15 protein-coding genes and 21 tRNA genes are annotated in these 18,847 nt (G+C 36.5%); all 36 read left to right on the forward strand.

Annotated features, from left to right (window positions below):
- Window positions 1-20 precede the first annotated feature (20 nt).
- The 36 genes from A3I1_RS0104465 (at window position 21) to A3I1_RS0104640 (ending at window position 18,839) form a co-directional block, all read left to right on the forward strand.
- Window positions 21-94 (forward strand) — tRNA-Pro (locus tag A3I1_RS0104465).
- A 5-nt stretch (window positions 95-99) separates the two neighbouring features.
- Window positions 100-173 (forward strand) — tRNA-Met (locus A3I1_RS0104470).
- 15 nt (window positions 174-188) lie between these two features.
- A tRNA-Ile gene (locus A3I1_RS0104475) sits at window positions 189-262 on the forward strand.
- Between the two features lie 7 nt (window positions 263-269).
- A tRNA-Ser gene (locus A3I1_RS0104480) sits at window positions 270-359 on the forward strand.
- Between the two features lie 13 nt (window positions 360-372).
- Window positions 373-446 (forward strand) — tRNA-Met (locus tag A3I1_RS0104485).
- Between the two features lie 10 nt (window positions 447-456).
- Window positions 457-529 (forward strand) — tRNA-Phe (locus A3I1_RS0104490).
- 8 nt (window positions 530-537) lie between these two features.
- Window positions 538-608, forward strand: a tRNA-Gly gene (locus tag A3I1_RS0104495).
- A gap of 34 nt (window positions 609-642) precedes the next feature.
- Window positions 643-716, forward strand: a tRNA-Ile gene (locus A3I1_RS0104500).
- A 12-nt stretch (window positions 717-728) separates the two neighbouring features.
- Window positions 729-800 (forward strand) — tRNA-Glu (locus tag A3I1_RS0104505).
- Between the two features lie 13 nt (window positions 801-813).
- Window positions 814-903: transfer RNA gene (locus tag A3I1_RS0104510), tRNA-Ser, on the forward strand.
- 13 nt (window positions 904-916) lie between these two features.
- Window positions 917-990 (forward strand) — tRNA-Met (locus A3I1_RS0104515).
- A 10-nt stretch (window positions 991-1,000) separates the two neighbouring features.
- Window positions 1,001-1,073, forward strand: a tRNA-Phe gene (locus tag A3I1_RS0104520).
- 8 nt (window positions 1,074-1,081) lie between these two features.
- A tRNA-Gly gene (locus tag A3I1_RS0104525) sits at window positions 1,082-1,152 on the forward strand.
- A 34-nt stretch (window positions 1,153-1,186) separates the two neighbouring features.
- Window positions 1,187-1,260 (forward strand) — tRNA-Ile (locus A3I1_RS0104530).
- 12 nt (window positions 1,261-1,272) lie between these two features.
- A tRNA-Glu gene (locus A3I1_RS0104535) sits at window positions 1,273-1,344 on the forward strand.
- A 13-nt stretch (window positions 1,345-1,357) separates the two neighbouring features.
- A tRNA-Ser gene (locus tag A3I1_RS0104540) sits at window positions 1,358-1,447 on the forward strand.
- A gap of 13 nt (window positions 1,448-1,460) precedes the next feature.
- Window positions 1,461-1,534 (forward strand) — tRNA-Met (locus tag A3I1_RS0104545).
- Between the two features lie 10 nt (window positions 1,535-1,544).
- Window positions 1,545-1,617 (forward strand) — tRNA-Phe (locus tag A3I1_RS0104550).
- A gap of 8 nt (window positions 1,618-1,625) precedes the next feature.
- A tRNA-Gly gene (locus tag A3I1_RS0104555) sits at window positions 1,626-1,696 on the forward strand.
- A gap of 34 nt (window positions 1,697-1,730) precedes the next feature.
- Window positions 1,731-1,804, forward strand: a tRNA-Ile gene (locus A3I1_RS0104560).
- Window positions 1,805-1,812: 8 nt separating this feature from the next.
- A tRNA-Ser gene (locus tag A3I1_RS0104565) sits at window positions 1,813-1,900 on the forward strand.
- A gap of 64 nt (window positions 1,901-1,964) precedes the next feature.
- Entirely contained in the window at window positions 1,965-2,792 is an 828-nt protein-coding gene (mreC, locus tag A3I1_RS0104570; RefSeq protein ID WP_018370111.1) for a rod shape-determining protein MreC, read from the forward strand.
- 1 nt (window position 2,793) lies between these two features.
- Window positions 2,794-3,294 (forward strand): rod shape-determining protein MreD, encoded by a 501-nt coding sequence (mreD, locus tag A3I1_RS08685; RefSeq protein ID WP_018370112.1) that lies wholly within the window; start codon window positions 2,794-2,796, stop codon window positions 3,292-3,294.
- A 100-nt stretch (window positions 3,295-3,394) separates the two neighbouring features.
- Window positions 3,395-4,642 carry a peptidoglycan hydrolase PcsB gene (pcsB, locus tag A3I1_RS0104580; RefSeq protein ID WP_018370113.1) on the forward strand — a complete coding sequence of 416 codons (1,248 nt, stop codon included), beginning with the start codon at window positions 3,395-3,397 and terminating at the stop codon, window positions 4,640-4,642.
- A gap of 125 nt (window positions 4,643-4,767) precedes the next feature.
- Complete coding sequence (locus A3I1_RS0104585; RefSeq protein WP_018370114.1) at window positions 4,768-5,730, forward strand: ribose-phosphate diphosphokinase; 963 nt, start codon at window positions 4,768-4,770, stop codon at window positions 5,728-5,730.
- A 106-nt stretch (window positions 5,731-5,836) separates the two neighbouring features.
- A complete protein-coding gene (locus A3I1_RS0104590) occupies window positions 5,837-7,012 on the forward strand; it encodes a pyridoxal phosphate-dependent aminotransferase (RefSeq protein WP_018370115.1) in 1,176 nt (391 codons plus the stop codon).
- A complete protein-coding gene (gene recO / locus A3I1_RS0104595; RefSeq protein ID WP_018370116.1) occupies window positions 7,002-7,763 on the forward strand; it encodes a DNA repair protein RecO in 762 nt (253 codons plus the stop codon). Before A3I1_RS0104590 ends, recO begins: the two co-directional genes overlap by 11 nt.
- 83 nt (window positions 7,764-7,846) lie before the next feature.
- On the forward strand, window positions 7,847-8,854 hold the full coding sequence (plsX, locus tag A3I1_RS0104600) for a phosphate acyltransferase PlsX (protein ID WP_018370117.1): 1,008 nt from the start codon (window positions 7,847-7,849) through the stop codon (window positions 8,852-8,854).
- Window positions 8,847-9,089, forward strand: a complete 243-nt coding sequence (locus tag A3I1_RS0104605; protein WP_018370118.1) for an acyl carrier protein — start codon at window positions 8,847-8,849, stop codon at window positions 9,087-9,089. The genes plsX and A3I1_RS0104605 overlap by 8 nt, the downstream gene beginning before the upstream one ends.
- 105 nt (window positions 9,090-9,194) lie before the next feature.
- Entirely contained in the window at window positions 9,195-9,902 is a 708-nt protein-coding gene (gene purC, locus A3I1_RS0104610; RefSeq protein ID WP_018370119.1) for a phosphoribosylaminoimidazolesuccinocarboxamide synthase, read from the forward strand.
- Between the two features lie 9 nt (window positions 9,903-9,911).
- Window positions 9,912-13,643, forward strand: a complete 3,732-nt coding sequence (locus A3I1_RS0104615) for a phosphoribosylformylglycinamidine synthase (RefSeq protein ID WP_018370120.1) — start codon at window positions 9,912-9,914, stop codon at window positions 13,641-13,643.
- Between the two features lie 9 nt (window positions 13,644-13,652).
- Entirely contained in the window at window positions 13,653-15,098 is a 1,446-nt protein-coding gene (purF, locus tag A3I1_RS0104620; RefSeq protein ID WP_018370121.1) for an amidophosphoribosyltransferase, read from the forward strand.
- A 13-nt stretch (window positions 15,099-15,111) separates the two neighbouring features.
- Window positions 15,112-16,131 carry a phosphoribosylformylglycinamidine cyclo-ligase gene (gene purM / locus A3I1_RS0104625; protein ID WP_026216760.1) on the forward strand — a complete coding sequence of 340 codons (1,020 nt, stop codon included), beginning with the start codon at window positions 15,112-15,114 and terminating at the stop codon, window positions 16,129-16,131.
- On the forward strand, window positions 16,128-16,679 hold the full coding sequence (gene purN / locus A3I1_RS0104630; protein WP_018370123.1) for a phosphoribosylglycinamide formyltransferase: 552 nt from the start codon (window positions 16,128-16,130) through the stop codon (window positions 16,677-16,679). Before purM ends, purN begins: the two co-directional genes overlap by 4 nt.
- Before the next feature lies 1 nt (window position 16,680).
- Window positions 16,681-18,225: a bifunctional phosphoribosylaminoimidazolecarboxamide formyltransferase/IMP cyclohydrolase gene (gene purH, locus A3I1_RS0104635; protein WP_018370124.1), complete on the forward strand. Its 1,545-nt coding sequence runs from the start codon at window positions 16,681-16,683 to the stop codon at window positions 18,223-18,225.
- A gap of 320 nt (window positions 18,226-18,545) precedes the next feature.
- Complete coding sequence (locus A3I1_RS0104640) at window positions 18,546-18,839, forward strand: hypothetical protein (protein WP_083899795.1); 294 nt, start codon at window positions 18,546-18,548, stop codon at window positions 18,837-18,839.
- Window positions 18,840-18,847 lie beyond the last annotated feature (8 nt).

The following is an 18,847-nucleotide window of genomic DNA, read 5'->3' on the forward strand; positions in this document are numbered from 1 at the left end:
CCTCTAGGGTGCATTTTTTTCGGGAAGTAGCTCAGCTTGGTAGAGTACTTGGTTTGGGACCAAGGTGTCGCAGGTTCGAATCCTGTCTTCCCGATGGATGGCGGTGTAGCTCAGCTGGCTAGAGCGTCCGGTTCATACCCGGGAGGTCGGGGGTTCGATCCCCTTCGCCGCTATAATTTAAAGACTTTGGACCTTTAGCTCAGCTGGTTAGAGCTCTCGGCTCATAACCGAGCGGTCGTAGGTTCGAGTCCTACAAGGTCCATTTGACTGGAGGATTACCCAAGTCCGGCTGAAGGGAACGGTCTTGAAAACCGTCAGGCGTGTAAAAGCGTGCGTGGGTTCGAATCCCACATCCTCCTTATATATTGTTAACGCGGGATGGAGCAGTTCGGTAGCTCGTCGGGCTCATAACCCGAAGGTCGTAGGTTCAAATCCTGCTCCCGCAATATAAAAAACGGCTCGGTAGCTCAGTTGGTAGAGCAATGGATTGAAGCTCCATGTGTCGGCGGTTCGATTCCGTCTCGCGCCATACCATTAGCGGGTGTAGTTTAGTGGTAAAACTACAGCCTTCCAAGCTGTTGTCGCGAGTTCGATTCTCGTCACCCGCTTTACCTTAGTGTAAACCAAGCAGTAAATTGGCTTGGGCGCGTAGCTCAGGTGGTTAGAGCGCACGCCTGATAAGCGTGAGGTCGGTGGTTCGAGTCCACTCGTGCCCATTTATAAATTATGGTCCGTTGGTCAAGGGGTTAAGACACCGCCTTTTCACGGCGGTAACACGGGTTCGAATCCCGTACGGACTATTTTATAATTTTTGGAGGATTACCCAAGTCCGGCTGAAGGGAACGGTCTTGAAAACCGTCAGGCGTGTAAAAGCGTGCGTGGGTTCGAATCCCACATCCTCCTTATATATTGTTAACGCGGGATGGAGCAGTTCGGTAGCTCGTCGGGCTCATAACCCGAAGGTCGTAGGTTCAAATCCTGCTCCCGCAATATAAAAAACGGCTCCGTAGCTCAGTTGGTAGAGCAATGGATTGAAGCTCCATGTGTCGGCGGTTCGATTCCGTCTCGCGCCATACCATTAGCGGGTGTAGTTTAGTGGTAAAACTACAGCCTTCCAAGCTGTTGTCGCGAGTTCGATTCTCGTCACCCGCTTTACCTTAGTGTAAACCAAGCAGTAAATTGGCTTGGGCGCGTAGCTCAGGTGGTTAGAGCGCACGCCTGATAAGCGTGAGGTCGGTGGTTCGAGTCCACTCGTGCCCATTATAAAATTATGGTCCGTTGGTCAAGGGGTTAAGACACCGCCTTTTCACGGCGGTAACACGGGTTCGAATCCCGTACGGACTATTTTATAATTTTTGGAGGATTACCCAAGTCCGGCTGAAGGGAACGGTCTTGAAAACCGTCAGGCGTGTAAAAGCGTGCGTGGGTTCGAATCCCACATCCTCCTTATATATTGTTAACGCGGGATGGAGCAGTTCGGTAGCTCGTCGGGCTCATAACCCGAAGGTCGTAGGTTCAAATCCTGCTCCCGCAATATAAAAAACGGCTCGGTAGCTCAGTTGGTAGAGCAATGGATTGAAGCTCCATGTGTCGGCGGTTCGATTCCGTCTCGCGCCATACCATTAGCGGGTGTAGTTTAGTGGTAAAACTACAGCCTTCCAAGCTGTTGTCGCGAGTTCGATTCTCGTCACCCGCTTTACCTTAGTGTAAACCAAGCAGTAAATTGGCTTGGGCGCGTAGCTCAGGTGGTTAGAGCGCACGCCTGATAAGCGTGAGGTCGGTGGTTCGAGTCCACTCGTGCCCATTATATTTGGAGAATTACTCAAGAGGCTGAAGAGGACGGTTTGCTAAATCGTTAGGTCGGGTAACTGGCGCGGGGGTTCGAATCCCCCATTCTCCGTAGTTAAACGAGATTATCATTACTATGATGTCTCGTTTTATTTTATTATAAAGGGTATGATTTCATGAAAAAATTTAAATGGTCTAAATTCGTTATTATTTTCATTGCTCTTTTTTTAATGTTCTATTCTTTAATTTTTTTTATTTCAAAAAATAAATATTTTAGAAATGAAGTATTTTTATTTATTGATTCAGGTGTTAATACTGTTAGGGAAATAATTGATATTCCTATTTTTTATGTTAGTCAGTCTTTTTCCGGTGTTAATGAGTTATTTAATACTTATAAAGAAAATGATTATCTCAGGGAACAATTATCAAAATTTGAAACTAAAGATAGAGAATATCAAATTTTACTTGAAGAAAATAAAGAACTGCGCTTTGCACTTGATATTAAGGAATCATTTGAGGGTTTAAATATTCTTACTGGTAAAGTTATACTACGCTCTCCAGTTGCTTGGCTTAATTATGTTACTATTGATATTGGTGAATATGATGGCGTTTTAAATCATATGCTCCTTATTTCAAATGGAGGTTTGGCTGGAAAAGTTGAGAAAATTCATTCAACTACTACAGATGTTACCTTAATTACTAATTTATCAAATACAGATGGTATTCCTGTTAAGATTAAAACTGAAAAAGAAGATGTTTTTGGAGTTTTAACAGATTACGATGAAAAAAATGATCTTTTGATCATTTCACAATTGAATACGAAAATGGCAATCACAAGTGGTGATGAGGTTTTTACAAGTGGTTTAGATGGTCAATCAGTTTCAGGTATTTCTGTTGGGAAAGTAAAAATGATTGATGACAAAGAGCCTTTGAATATCAAAATTTATGTTGTTCCAACGGTTGACTTTTCAAATCTTTCCTATGTTAGTCTAATTGGAGAATAATATGAAGAAGTTCAAACGAATTCTACCTTTTTTATTTTTATTTATCAGTCTTTTTTTAGATAGGCATTTAACCTATTTTCTTTCAACTTTATTATCTTATCAATTTGTTATTTCCAGTCATTTTTTCTTAATGATGCTGTTATTTTTTATTTTAACTTATTCAAAATATTTAGTGTATTTTATTTTTCTTATTTTGTCATTTTTGTATGATAGTTTGTATTTTCATGGAATAGGTATTTCAACCTTTCTTTTTCCTCTTTTAATATTCCTGGGATACAAATGGTTACCTTTAATGAATTATAGTAAAATAGCTAGAGTGCTTAGCTTTTTTATTCTAGTTTTTATTTTTAATATTGGTAGCTATTTTCTTGCATTATTTTACCATATGACCTCTTATTCGTTTGATGTTTTTGTTGTTTATCACTTGTTACCTTCATTGATGATTAATCTTCTTTTCTACTTTTTTTCAGATTTTTTTGTAAATAGATTACATTTAATATAATATGTTTCAAAAATGCTTTAAAATGTAACAATCACGTAATATAAACTAGATTTTTTTTTGGTATTATAGTAATGTCTTATCGAAAAGGAGTATGTACTAAATGAAAAAAAGAATTTTATCTGCAGTATTAATTAGTGGGTTAACATTGAACCTCGTATCAAACCTACAAGTTGTTTCTGCAACAGATTATGATAGTAAAATTGCCAATCAAGAAAATATCATTAATCATTTAACAACAGAACAAGCTCAAGCTCAAGCAAAAGTAACAGCTGTTCAAAAACAAGTAGATTCTCTTCAAGCAGAACAAGAAAAATTAGCTGAACAAAATAAAAAACTTGAGGCTGAGTCTAGACAATTAGCAAAAGATATTGAATTGCTTTCTAGTAAAATTGTTGCAAGAAGTAAATCTTTAGAAAATCAGGCTAGAAGTGCACAAAAAAATAGCATTGCAACTTCTTATATCAGTACATTAGTTGATTCCGATTCATTTTCAGATGCTATTAGCCGAATTGTTGCTATTCGTGAAGTTGTTTCTGCAAACGAAAGAATGTTGAAACAACAAAAAACGGATAAAAAAGCTATTGAAGAAAAACAAATTAAAAATCAAGAAGCTATCAATACTGTGGCAGAAAACCAAGCAACTTTAGCTGAAAATGCTAACGCTTTAAACACACAAAAAGCAGAATTAGAAGTTGCTCAATTAAACTTAGCTGTAGAGTTGGCAACAGCTCAAGATGAAAAAAATAATTTACTTGTTGCAAAATCAGCTGCAGAAGAAAAAGCGGCACAAGCTGCTGCCCAAGAAGCAGCTGCAAGAGCTGCTGCTCAAGAAGCTATAAGACAACAAGAGGCTTCTGTTCAAACAGCTCAACAAGTAGTATCAACTATCACACCAGCTCAACCAGCTCAACCAGCACAAGTAGCTCAACCAACGCAAGTAGCTACACCAGCTCAACCAGCAAATAATCCAGTGACAACTGCTACTCCGGTTCGAACAACTACACCATCTGTTAACTATTCTGGAAACACTTATCCGGTTGGTCAGTGTACTTGGGGTGTAAAATCATTAGCACCTTGGGTAGGTAATTATTGGGGTAACGCAAATCAATGGGGTGCAAGTGCACGAGCTGCAGGATTTTCAATTGGTTCTGAGCCAATAGTTGGTTCAGTTGCAGTCTTCCCATATGATGGTGGTGGTTATGGCCATGTTGTTTATGTAACAGGGGTTCAAAGCTCAACTAATATCCAAGTTATGGAAGCAAACTATGCTGGGAATCAATCAATTGGTAATTACCGTGGATGGTTTAATCCAACGACTCAAGCAGTTTATTACATTTATCCATATTAATGATTAACCAAAAACAGAAAAATATTAATTTTCTGTTTTTTTATTATTGTATCTATTTTATTAAAGATTGAAAAAAAAACTGAAAAGGGTTAAAATGATAAGGGAGAAAATTTTGGGAGGAAATCATGTCTTATTCTAATTTAAAGTTATTTGCACTATCGTCTAACCAACAACTTGCAAAAAAAATTGCTAAAACAATGGGTATTTCTTTAGGAAAATCAACAGTTAGACAATTTTCAGATGGTGAAATTCAAGTCAATATAGAAGAATCTATTAGGGGTCATCATGTCTTTGTTTTACAATCCACCAGTTCACCTGTTAATAATCATTTGATGGAACTATTAATTATGGTAGATGCTTTAAAGCGTGCCAGTGCTGAGACTGTTAATGTTGTTATGCCTTACTATGGTTATGCTAGACAAGATCGAAAAGCAAGATCTCGTGAACCAATTACATCTAAATTAGTTGCTAATATGCTCGAAGTGGCGGGGGTAGATCGTCTTCTTACAGTAGACTTACATGCTGCACAAATTCAAGGATTTTTTGATATCCCTGTAGATCACTTGATGGGAGCACCACTTATTGCTGATTATTTCCAACGTCGTGAAATGATAGGAGATGACTATGTTGTTGTTAGCCCTGATCACGGTGGAGTGACTAGAGCACGTAAATTAGCACAATTTTTAAAAACACCAATCGCTATCATTGATAAACGAAGAAGTGTTGATAAGATGAATACGAGTGAAGTGATGAACATTATTGGCGATGTTAAAAATAAGACATGTATTTTAATAGATGATATGATTGACACTGCGGGAACTATTTGTCATGCAGCAGATGCTCTTTCTGAAGCTGGCGCAACAGCGGTTTATGCTAGTGGAACTCATCCCATTCTTTCTGGAGCAGCCCTTGATAATATTCAAAAATCAGCCATTAAGAAAATGATTGTTCTTGATACTATTTATCTTCCTGAGGAACGACTTATTGATAAAATTGAGCAAATTTCGATTGCCCAATTGATTGCTGAAGCTATTATACGTATTCATGAAAAACGTCCCTTATCTCCATTGTTTGAAGTTGGTAAATAAAGTATTTTTATCTTTAAAATTTAAAACAACTAACACCTCACTTTAGAGGTGTTTTTTAGTGATTATTTAGTGTATAATAAGAATAAAAAATAAGTTGGAGGGCATTATGGATTTAAGTAAAAGATTTAATAAAAATTTGGACAAAATAGAAATATCTTTAATTCGTCAGTTTGATCAAACCATTTCATCAATTCCAGGTATTTTAAGATTGACACTTGGTGAACCTGACTTTACAACACCTAATCATATTAAAGTGGCTGCTAAAAAAGCGATTGATAATGATAAAAGCTATTACACTGGTATGTCTGGTTTACTAGAATTAAGACAAGCTGCTAGTGATTTTGTGAAAGAAAAATATCATCTAAATTATCATCCTGAAAATGAAGTGTTAGTTACTGTTGGGGCAACGGAAGCCCTTTCAGCAAGTCTAACTGCTATTTTAGAGCCAGGAGATACTGTTTTACTGCCAGCTCCAGCTTATCCTGGTTATGAGCCTCTTGTCAAATTGGTTGGTGCAGATATTGTCGAAATTGACACAACCGCTAATCAATTTATTTTGACACCAGAGATGCTTGAAAAAGCCATTTTAGAACAAGGAGAAAAACTAAAAGCTGTTCTTTTGAATTATCCTACTAATCCTACAGGTGTGACTTATTCTCGTGAACAAATCAAAGGACTTGCGGCTGTTCTAAAAAAATATAATGTGTTTGTCATTAGTGATGAAGTGTATTCTGAATTGACTTATACAAAAGAACCTCATGTTTCTATTGCTGAATATTTACCAGAACAAACAATTCTAATCAATGGCTTATCTAAATCACATGCCATGACAGGATGGCGTATTGGTTTTATTTTTGCGAAAAAAGAATTAACCAGTCAACTTATTAAAAGTCATCAATATTTGGTGACTGCTGCAACAACGAGTGCTCAATATGCGGCTATTGAAGCTTTAACAGTTGGAAAAAATGATGCAGAGCCAATGAAAAAAGCATATGTTGAGCGTCGTGATTATATTATTGAAAAACTCAATGAGCTTGGTTTTGAAGTGATTAAACCAAATGGTGCTTTTTATATTTTTGCAAAAATACCAGGAGCAGGAGCTTCTGACTCCTTCGGTTTTTTGAAAGAATTTGCTGAACAACAAGCTGTTGCTTTAATTCCAGGTGTTGCTTTTGGAAAATACGGTGAAGGCTATATCAGAATTTCTTATGCTGCTAGTATGGACACCCTTAAAGAGGCATTGAGACGATTGAAAGAATTTATGAAAGAATATGGAGATTAAGGAAACTAAAGGACTTGTTCTTTATAATAGGGATTTTCGTGAAGATGATAAATTAGTTAAAATTTTTACGGAAACTGATGGTAAAAGAATGTTCTTTGTCAAACGTGCTAGAAAATCAAAAGTGGCTTCAGTTATTCAACCATTAATAATGGCTAATTTTATTTTAAAAATTAATGAGACTGGTTTATGTTATATTGAAGATTATAAAGAAGTTGAATTGTTTAAGCAAATTAATGCTGATATATATAAACTAGCTTATGCGAGTTATATTATTGCCTTAGCTGATAGTGTTATTTTAGATGCAATACCAGATCCTTCTTTGTTTGTTTTTTTAAGTAAGACTTTAAAACTTATCAATAAGGGTTTAGACTATGAAATTTTAACAAATATTTTTGAGATTCAATTACTAGACCATTTTGGTGTGTCACTGAATTTTAATGATTGTCTTTTTTGTCATCGTAAGGATTTACCTTTTGATTTTTCTCATCGTTTTTCAGGACTTCTTTGTCCAGACCATTTTGATAAAGATAATCATCGTAGCCATTTAAATCCCAATATCCCTTATTTAATTAATCGATTTCAAACGATTCAGTTTGATGAATTGAAAACTATTTCTATTAATGACTCATTAAAGAAAGAGCTAAGACTGTTTATAGATGAGCTTTATGCTGATTATGTTGGTTTAAAATTAAAAAGTAAAGCCTTTATTGATGATTTGGAGAAATGGGGCAATATCATGAAACAGGATTAAAAATGATAGCTATTTCATGAGATGATAAAAAAAGTGAATAGTGCTATAATAGATAAGTCAATATTTTTAAAAAGGAGTTTCAAATGAAAAAAATTGCAATTGATGCTATGGGCGGAGATAATGCTCCCAAAGCAATTATTGAAGGTGTTAATCAAGCATTAAATGATTTTTCAGATATTGAAATTCAACTCTATGGAAATAGAGAAAAAATCACTCCTTATCTAATAGATACTAATAGAGTTACGATTAGTCATACCATTGAAAAAATTGATTCTGAAGATGAGCCTGTAAAGGCTATTAGAAAGAAAAAGCAAGCCTCAATGGTACTAGCAACTCAAGCTGTTAAAGAAGGAAGAGCAGATGCGGTCTTATCAGCTGGAAATACAGGAGCCTTATTAGCATCAGGATTATTTATTGTTGGTCGTATTAAAAATATTGATCGTCCTGGGTTAATGTCAACCATCCCAACCATGGATGGTAAAGGTTTTGATATGTTGGATTTGGGAGCTAATGCTGAAAATACAGCTAGACACTTACATCAGTTTGCAATTCTTGGTTCTTTTTATGCTAAGAATGTTCGAGGAATTACTTCTCCACGTGTTGGTTTATTAAATAATGGTACAGAAGAGACAAAAGGAGATGCGTTAAGAAAAGAAACTTTTGAGCGTCTTTCTAATGATGCTTCACTTAATTTTATTGGAAATGTTGAGGCACGTGATCTTCTAGCAGGCATTTGTGATGTGGTTATTGCTGATGGGTTTACAGGTAATGCTGTATTAAAATCAATTGAAGGGACAGCCATTTCTATCATAGGACAGTTGAAAAAAACAATCCAAAATGGTGGCTTTTTAACAAAGTTGGGAGCTTTACTCTTAAAAGGGAACCTCTCTCAATTAAAAGAAAGCCTTGACTATTCATCTGCAGGTGGCGCTGTTTTATTTGGTCTTAAAGCACCAGTTGTTAAATGTCACGGCTCAAGCGATGCTAAAGCGATTTATAATGCTATTAAGCAAATTAGTCTCATGTTAGAGAGTGGTCTTATGGATCGATTAACCAATGAATTTTCAAAGGAGAGTGAATCAAATGACTAAAGAAGACATTCTAGTTAAAATACAAAAATTGATTGCAGAACAACTTGGAGAAGTTGATATCAAAGTGACTATGGATACTAATTTTAAAGATGATTTAGGAGCTGACTCTATCACTTTGACTGAGTTTATCATCAATATAGAAGATGAATTTAACCTTGAAATTCTCGATGAAGATGTTGAGGATGTCAGAACCATGGGGCAAATGGTTGACTATTTATATAAAAAAACAAATTAGGTGTTCGAATTTTTCGAATATCTTTTTTATTGTTCATTTTTTGTTGTTAAATCTCTTTATTTATGCTACTATTAAGCTATAAAAACTTAAAAGGCGAACAATATAATGAAAAAACAGTTAATTTATTCAGGAAAAGCGAAAGACATCTATGAAACAAGTCATCCAGATGAGATTATTGCCAGCTATAAGGACCAGGCAACAGCTTTAAATGGTCAACGAAAAGAAATTGTAGAAGGCAAAGGAAGGCTCAATAATCAGATATCTTCGCTTATTTTTGAGCGTTTAAATCAAAAAGGCATACAGACACACTTCATTAAACAACTCTCTGAAACAGACCAGCTCAATAAAAAAGTGAGTATTATTCCACTTGAGGTTGTTCTTCGTAATTACTCAGCAGGGTCATTTTCTAAGCGTTTTGGGCTTGAGGAGGGTATCAAATTTGAAACTCCAATTATTGAATTTTATTATAAAAATGATGAGCTAGATGATCCTTTTATCAATGATGAACATGTCTTGTTTTTGAAGATTGCAACTGCTGAAGAAATAGCATTTTTAAAGGAAGAAACAAGGAAAATTAATCGAGTTCTAACAGATATTTTTACAGAAATTGGTTTAACTCTCATTGATTACAAATTGGAATTTGGACGTGATAGTGATGGTAACATCATCCTTTCTGATGAAATTTCACCCGATACCAGTCGTTTATGGGATAAAGAAGGAAACCATATGGATAAGGATGTCTTCCGTCGTAATATTGGTTCAATTATAGATGTTTACACTGTTGTTTTAGAACAACTGTCTAAAAATAAATAAGGGGCAAGTATGAATAAACGTATTTTTGTTGAGAAGAAAGCTAATTTTAGAGTGAAAGAGAAATCTTTGCTTGCAGAATTGAGACATAATTTGCAGGTTAAAACCTTAAAAGAATTACGTCTTTTACAAGTTTATGATGTTTTTCATTTATCTTTGGACTTATCTGAAAGAGCAGAAAAACATATTTTTTCAGAGCAGGTGACTGATGATTTGATGACAGAAAATGAAGTTTCTGATTTTCTCAGTCACTATCAATTTTTTGCTATTGAAGCTTTGCCTGGTCAGTTTGATCAGCGTGCAGCCAGTGCTCAAGAAGCTCTGTTTCTTTTAGGGGCAACAAACAATGTCACTGTCAAAACAGCTCAACTTTACTTGTTGAATGATGATGTTGCTTTAGATGAGTTAGAAAAAATCAAGACTTATCTGTTGAACCCAGTAGATTCACGTTTTAAAGATATTACAAAACCAGTAATGGTTGAAGCGTTTGAAAAAGCAAATGATTGTATTGCTAAACTTGATTTCTTTAATGACTATTCAAAAGATCAGTTTGTTGAGTTTAAAAAAGAACAGAATTTAGCTATGGAAGTAGCTGATTTATTATTGATTCAAAATTATTTTAAAACACTAGAAAGAGTTCCCACAGAAACCGAATTAAAAGTTTTAGACACTTATTGGTCTGATCATTGTCGTCATACTACCTTTGAAACTGAGTTAAAAACGATTAATTTTAGTCGTTCTCAATTTGAAAAGCAACTCCAAGCAACTTATGATAAGTACTTGGCTATGAGAAAAGAACTCGGTCGGGAAGCTAAACCTCAGACATTAATGGATATGGCAACTATTTTTGGACGTTATGAGCGTGCGAATGGTCGTTTGGATGATATGGAAATCTCTGATGAAATTAATGCTTGTTCGGTGGAAATTTCTGTTGATGTTGATGGCAAAGATGAAACATGGCTGTTAATGTTTAAAAATGAAACTCATAATCATCCTACTGAAATTGAGCCGTTTGGGGGAGCCGCAACCTGTATTGGTGGTGCTATTCGTGATCCTTTGTCAGGGCGTAGTTTTGTTTACCAAGCGATGAGAATTTCAGGAGCTGGTGATATTACACAAAATGTCATTGATACCCGTCAAGGCAAATTACCACAACAAGTAATTTCAAAAAAGGCTGCACAAGGCTACTCATCTTATGGGAATCAAATTGGTTTAGCAACAACTTATGTGAGGGAATATTTCCATCCAGGCTTTATTGCTAAGCGTATGGAACTTGGTGCGGTTGTTGGAGCAACACCTAAGAAAAATGTTCGTCGTGAAAAACCAGAACCTGGCGATGTTATTATTTTGCTGGGAGGTAAAACTGGTCGAGATGGCATTGGTGGCGCTACAGGATCTTCTAAGGTACAAACGATTGAAACAGTTGAAACAGCAGGGGCTGAAGTTCAAAAAGGTAACGCCATTGAAGAAAGAAAAATTCAACGTCTTTTTAGAAATTCAGACGTAAGCCAGCTGATTAAAAAATCTAATGACTTTGGTGCTGGTGGAGTCTGTGTTGCTATTGGTGAATTAGCTGATGGTGTTTTGATTGATTTAAATAAAGTGCCTTTAAAATATCAAGGACTGAATGGGACAGAAATCGCCATTTCAGAAAGCCAAGAACGCATGGCAGTTGTTGTTTCTAAAGAAGACGCAGAAGCCTTCATTGTTGCTTCTGAAAAAGAAGATATCTTAGCAGTTGTTGTTGCCGAGGTGACAAAAGAAGCTCGTCTTGTGATGACTTGGAATGGTGAAAAGATTGTCGATATTGAACGTGCCTTTTTAGACACAAATGGTGTTCGTGTGGTTGTTGATGTTGATGTCACAGATAGTAAGAAAACTCTTCCGTACCAAAAGACAACCAAACTACAAACGATTGAACAAGAACTAGTCACTGTTCTTTCTAATCTCAATCATACTAGCCAAAAAGGCCTTCAAACCCTCTTTGATAGTTCGGTTGGACGTTCGACAATCAACCACCCGTTAGGTGGTCGTTATCAAGTGACGCCAACAGAAAGTTCTGTTCAAAAATTACCTGTTCAAAACGGGAAAACAACCACTGTTTCTGTAATGGCACAAGGTTATAATCCTTATATTGCGGAGTGGTCACCTTATCATGGTGCTGCTTATGCTATTATTGAAGCAACTAGTCGTTTGGTGGCAACTGGTTCAAAATGGCAGAAAGCTCGTTTTTCTTATCAAGAATACTTTGAGCGCTTAGATAAACAGGCAGAACGTTTTGGAAAACCTGTGTCAGCTCTTTTAGGTGCTATTGAAGCACAAATTCAATTAGGTCTACCCTCTATTGGTGGGAAGGACTCAATGAGTGGTACTTTTGAAGAATTAACTGTTCCACCAACCCTTGTGGCATTTGGTGTGACCACTTCAAAAGTTGATAAAGTCTTATCGCCTGAGTTTAAAAATGCCGGTGAAACCATCTATTATATTGAAGGGCAAGCTATTTCAGAAATCATTGATTATAAACTAATTCTTGCTAATTTTGAACAATTTAGCCGTATTCAGGAAAAACATCAGATAACAGCTAGTGCAGCTATTAAGTATGGTGGTCTTGGTGAAACAATCGCTTTAATGAGTTTTGGTAATCGTTTTGGTGCTCATTTATCACTGAATGATAAGATGGTTTCAACTCTTCTTCAAGGGCAATTGGGTGGCTTTGTTTTCACAAGTAAAGAGGACATTCCTGGTGTGCTTAAATTAGGGACAACATCGAGTGATTTTTCTCTAGTTATTAATGATGTTACCATCTCTGGTCAAGAACTTATCGGTGCGTTTGAAGGGACTCTTGAGGATGTTTATCCAACACTTTTTGAGCAAAAAGAAAAGTTATCAGATGTACCAGTTGTTTCCGCCCAACCAACAAAAAATCTCTCTGAAAAAATTGATAAGCCACTTGTTTATATTCCTGTTTTTCCTGGCACAAACTCAGAATACGATTCTGCTAAAGCTTTTGAACAGGTTGGCGCAGAAGTGGCTCTAGTACCATTTAGAACCTTGACTCAGAACTTAATTGCAGCATCTATTGCTGAAATGGTTGAAATGATTGAAAAGGCTAATATTATTTTCTTTGCTGGTGGTTTTTCAGCAGCAGATGAGCCAGATGGTTCTGCTAAATTCATTGTTAATATTTTATTGAACAAAAAAGTTAAAACGGCTATTGATGCCTTTATAGCAAGGGGTGGATTGATCATTGGTATCTGTAATGGTTTCCAAGCTCTTGTTAAATCAGGGTTGCTTCCTTATGGTAATTTTGAAGAGAGTCATACCGACAGTCCAACACTATTTTATAATGATGCCAATCAACATGTTGCCAAAATGGTTGAAACAAGAATCGCTAACACCAACTCACCTTGGTTGAGTGGTGTGGCTGTTGGTGATATTCATGTGATTCCAGTATCTCATGGAGAAGGGAAATTTGTCGTTTCTGAAACAGAGTTTTTAGAGCTTCAAAAACATGGCCAAATTTTCAGCCAATATGTTGATTTTGATGGTAAACCAAGTATGGATTCACGTTTTAATCCAAATGGTTCAAGTCATGCAATTGAAGGAATAACAAGCCGCAATGGTCAAATTATTGGTAAGATGGGTCACTCAGAACGTTATGAAGAAGGAAACTTTAAAAATATTCCAGGGCATAAGGACCAACAACTTTTTGCCAGTGCAGTTAATTATTTTAGAAATAACTAAGGGGAAAAAATGACTTATGAAGTAAAATCACTCAATGAAGAGTGTGGTATTTTTGGGATATGGGGACATGATCAAGCGGCAGAAGTTGCTTATTATGGCCTTCATAGTCTTCAACATAGAGGACAAGAAGGAGCTGGGATTGTTTCAAATGATAATGGGAAACTTCTTCGTCATCGTAATATAGGGCTCATCTCAGAAGTATTTAAAAGACCAAGTAATCTTGCTAAATTAACAGGAAAAGCCGCTATTGGGCATGTGAGATATGCAACAGCAGGAACAGCCTCAATTAATAATATTCAACCTTTTCTATTTAATTTTTCAGATGGTCAGATGGCTTTGGCACATAATGGAAATCTTACTAACGCCAAATCTCTTCGTGCTGAGTTAGAGAAAAAAGGAGCAATTTTTGCTAGTTCTTCAGATACTGAAATTCTCATGCACCTCATTCGCCGTAGTTCAAAAGACACTTTTATTGAGCAATTTAAGGATGCTCTTAATCAAGTAAAAGGTGGTTTTGCTTACCTTATGATGACTGAAGATAAAATTTATGCCGCTTTAGATCCTAATGGCTTTAGACCTCTTTCTATCGGTCAATTTGCTAATGGTTCTTGGGTGATTTCCAGTGAAACTTGTGCTTTTGAAGTCATTGGTGCCAAGTGGGTGAGAGATGTGAAACCTGGTGAAATCGTAATTATTGATGATTCTGGTTTATCCTTTGATCAGTTCACAACTGATACGCAAATGGCTATTTGTTCTATGGAGTACATTTATTTTGCGCGTCCAGATAGTGTTATTCACGGAATAAATGTGCACACAGCTCGAAAAAATTTAGGGAAACGCCTTGCTCAAGAAACAAAAATTGATGTAGACATCGTTGTTGGAGTCCCAAATTCTTCCCTATCAGCTGCTTCTGGCTATGCTGAAGAATCTGGTCTTCCTTACGAAATGGGCTTGATTAAAAATCAATACATTCAAAGGACTTTTATTCAACCAACACAAGAATTGAGAGAACAAGGGGTAAGGATGAAATTATCCGCGGTTTCTAGTGTGGTTAAAGGTAAACGCGTGGTCATGGTTGACGATTCAATTGTTCGCGGAACAACTAGTAGACGGATTGTTAGCTTGTTAAGAGAAGCTGGAGCCTCAGAAGTACATGTGGCAATTGCCAGTCCAGAATTAAAACACCCATGTTTTTACGGGATTGATATTCAAACTAAGCGTGAACTCATTTCAGCTAATCATTCTATTGAGGAAGTGTGTGAGATTATTGGAGCAGATAGCTTGTCATTTTTATCCATTGATGGATTGATTGAATCTATTGGTCTAGAGTCAGATGCTCCTAATGGTGGCTTATGTGTGGCTTATTTTGATGGAAAATATCCAACAGAGCTTTATGATTATGAAGAAGAGTACCTTAGGAATCTCCATCAAAAAGTTGATTTTAGAGAAAATTAAAAAGGGGTTAAACATGTCAGAAAATGCTTATGCAAAATCAGGTGTTGATGTTGAAGCTGGTTATGAAGTGGTTGAACGCATCAAAAAACATGTGTCTAAGACTAAACGTCTAGGAGCGATGGGTGTCTTAGGTGGCTTTGGAGGGTTGTTTGATTTGTCTCAGTTAAATGTCAAAGAACCCGTTCTTGTGAGTGGGACAGATGGCGTTGGAACAAAACTCATGCTTGCGATAAAATATGATAAACATGACACGATTGGTCAAGACTGTGTTGCCATGTGTGTTAACGATATTATTGCAGCAGGTGCTGAGCCACTTTACTTTTTAGATTATATTGCCACAGGTAAAAACAAACCTGAAAAATTAGAACAAGTCATTGCGGGAGTAGCTGATGGTTGTGTTTTAGCAGGTGCTGCCTTGATTGGCGGGGAGACGGCTGAAATGCCAGGAATGTATGGGGATGATGACTATGATTTAGCTGGCTTTGCTGTTGGCATTGCTGAGAAATCAAAACTAATTGATGGTAGTAAGGTCTCTGATGGGGATGTCTTGTTGGGTCTTGCCTCAAGTGGCGTTCATTCCAATGGTTACTCTTTAGTTCGCCGTGTCTTCAAAGATTACAGTGGTGATGAGCATCTAGAAGAACTAGAAGGAAAAGCTTTAAAAGATGTCCTATTAGAGCCTACTCGTATCTATGTTAAAAGTGTTCTTCCTTTAGTTAAAAAAGAATTAGTTAATGGGATTGCTCATATTACAGGTGGTGGTTTTGTTGAAAACGTTCCAAGAATGTTTTCAGATGATCTAGCAGCTGTGATTGAAGAAGATAAAATTCCTATTTTACCTATTTTTAAAGCAATTGAAAAATATGGACAAATTAAACATGAGGAAATGTTTGAAATCTTCAACATGGGGATTGGTTTAGTGCTTGCCGTGAAGCCAGAACATGTTGCTGAGGTTAAGTCACTTATTGATGAACCTATTTATGAGATTGGCCATATTGTTAAAAAAGAAAATCAAAGTGTGGTTATCAAATGAAAAATATAGCCGTTTTTGCGTCAGGTAATGGTTCCAATTTTCAAGCCATTGCTGAAAAATTTCCTGTGGCCTTTGTTTTTTCAGATCATCGGGATGCCTTTGTCTTAGATAGGGCAAGCCAATTGAATGTCAAGGCTTTCGCTTTTGAGTTGAAAGAATTTACATCTAAAAAAGCCTATGAACAAGCGATTGTTGACTTACTAGATAATCACCAGATTGACTTAGTGGTTTTGGCTGGCTATATGAAAATCATCGGTGAGACTCTTCTTTCAAAATATGAAGGGAAAATCATCAATATTCATCCGTCTTACTTACCAGAATTTCCGGGAGCTCATAGTATCAAGGACGCATGGGAAGCTGGTGTTACTGAATCAGGTGTTACCATTCATTGGGTTGACTCTGGCATTGACACAGGAGAAATTATCACACAAGAGCGCGTGAAGCGTCTTGAGACTGATACAATGGCCAGTTTTGAAGAGAGAATTCATGCTTGTGAACACCGACTTTATCCACAGGTCGTAGACAGTTTATTAAAAAAGGAGAACTAAAATGACAAAACGAGCACTTATCAGTGTTTCAGATAAAACAGGTATCGTTGCTTTTGCTAAACGTTTAAAAGATTTAGGGTGGGAAATCATCTCAACAGGTGGCACTAAAAATATGTTAGACCAAGAAGGTGTTTCAACTATTGCCATTGATGAGGTGACTGGTTTTCCTGAAATGATGGATGGTCGTGTCAAAACCCTTCATCCAAAAATTCATGGTGGTCTTCTTGCAAGACGTGATTTAGATACCCACTTACAAGCGGCTAAAGACAATGCTATCTCACTAATTGATTTGGTAGTTGTCAATCTATATCCTTTTAAAGAAACGATTTTAAAACCAGAGGTGACCTATGCGGATGCTGTGGAAAACATTGATATTGGTGGGCCAAGTATGCTTCGTTCAGCAGCTAAAAACCATGCAAGTGTGACAGTTGTTGTTGATCCTCAGGATTATGAACTTGTTTTAGAAGAATTCTCTAAAGCTGGTGAGACTAGTCTTGATGTGCGTAAACGTTTGGCAGCTAAAGTCTTTAGACACACAGCAGCCTATGATGCTCTTATTGCTGACTACTTCACTAAAGCAGTTGGTGAAAAAACACCTGAAAAATTAACTTTAACGTATGACTTGAACCAAACCATGCGTTATGGTGAAAACCCACAACAAGAAGCAGATTTTTATCAAAATGCTCTTCCAACAGCCTATTCTATTGCTTCAAGTAAGCAATTAAATGGAAAAGCACTCTCATTTAACAATATTAGAGATGCTGATGCTGCTACTCGTATCATTCGTGATTTCAAAGATAAGCCAACGGTGGTAGGTTTGAAACACATGAACCCATGTGGGATTGGTCAAGCTGAAACCATTGAAGAAGCTTGGGATTATGCCTATGAAGCAGACTCTGTTTCTATTTTTGGTGGGATTGTTGTCTTAAATAGAGAAGTTGACGAAAAAACTGCTGCTAAAATGAGCAAGATTTTCCTTGAAATCATTATTGCGCCAAGTTACAGCCCAGAAGCACTAGCTATCTTATCAGCTAAGAAAAATTTGCGCGTTTTAGAATTACCATTTGATGCCCAAGCTGATAGTGAAATTGAAAAAGAATACACTGGTATTGTTGGTGGCATGTTGTCACAAAACCAAGATGTGATTAAAGAAGATCCTGCGTCATGGAAAGTTGTGACTAAACGTCAACCAAGTGAGCAAGAAAAAGTGGCTCTTGAATTTGCTTGGAAAGCAATTAAATACGTTAAATCAAATGGTATCTTAATTTCAAATGATAAGATGACTCTAGGTGTTGGACCTGGTCAAACCAATCGTGTAGGAGCAGTTAAAATCGCTATCGAACAAGCAAAAGACCGTCTTGAAGGTGCTGTTTTAGCGAGTGATGCCTTCTTCCCATTTGCTGATAACGTCGAAGAAATTGCCAAAGCAGGCATTAAAGCTATCATCCAACCAGGCGGCTCTATCCGTGATGAAGAAGTCATTGCAGCAGCTGATAAGTATGGCATGACCATGTTGTTTACTGATGTGAGACATTTTAGACATTAATTTAAAATAAAAAAAATACAAAAGAAGCTCTTTCCTATCTATAGTGAGTCATAAGACCTTAGATAGGAGAGAGCTTTTTGTATAATCAATAAGAGTATCATTTTCTCGCACCTTAACTTGCTATGACTATTTTATAGTAAAAAAATAGCCTATTAATAATAGCTGTCAAGTAATATACAAAGAATATATTATTTTAAAAATTTTCAAAATAGTTTGACAATTTAATAAAAAAACATGTATAATAATATAGAAAACGTTTTCAAAATAAAAAAAGAGTATCTTTATGCTTAAAAAAAATAATTATATTGGCAACTGTACTAATGAGTTTAACATTTGGAAGTATTGTTTATGCAGCAACTTATTCTTATGGCAATTGGTCAAATGGTGTTAGAAGTACAGAGCAATGGCAAGTAAGATATTATGGAGAAGCTTGGATCACTAGGCGTGGTCATAGTACTGCAATTTCTTATTATCGTAATGGTACTTTGGTAGGTAGAGCTACCGCTTACAAGGATTCTTGGAGAAGAGATAACGGACGCGTTTATGACGATGTATTGGTTTGGGATTCATTAAACTGGAATGCACCTAAAACTACGTTTTATTATCGTTTATAGTATATAGG

It is taken from the genome of Streptococcus marimammalium DSM 18627 (assembly GCF_000380045.1).
GTDB classification, from domain to species: Bacteria; Bacillota; Bacilli; order Lactobacillales; family Streptococcaceae; genus Streptococcus; species Streptococcus marimammalium.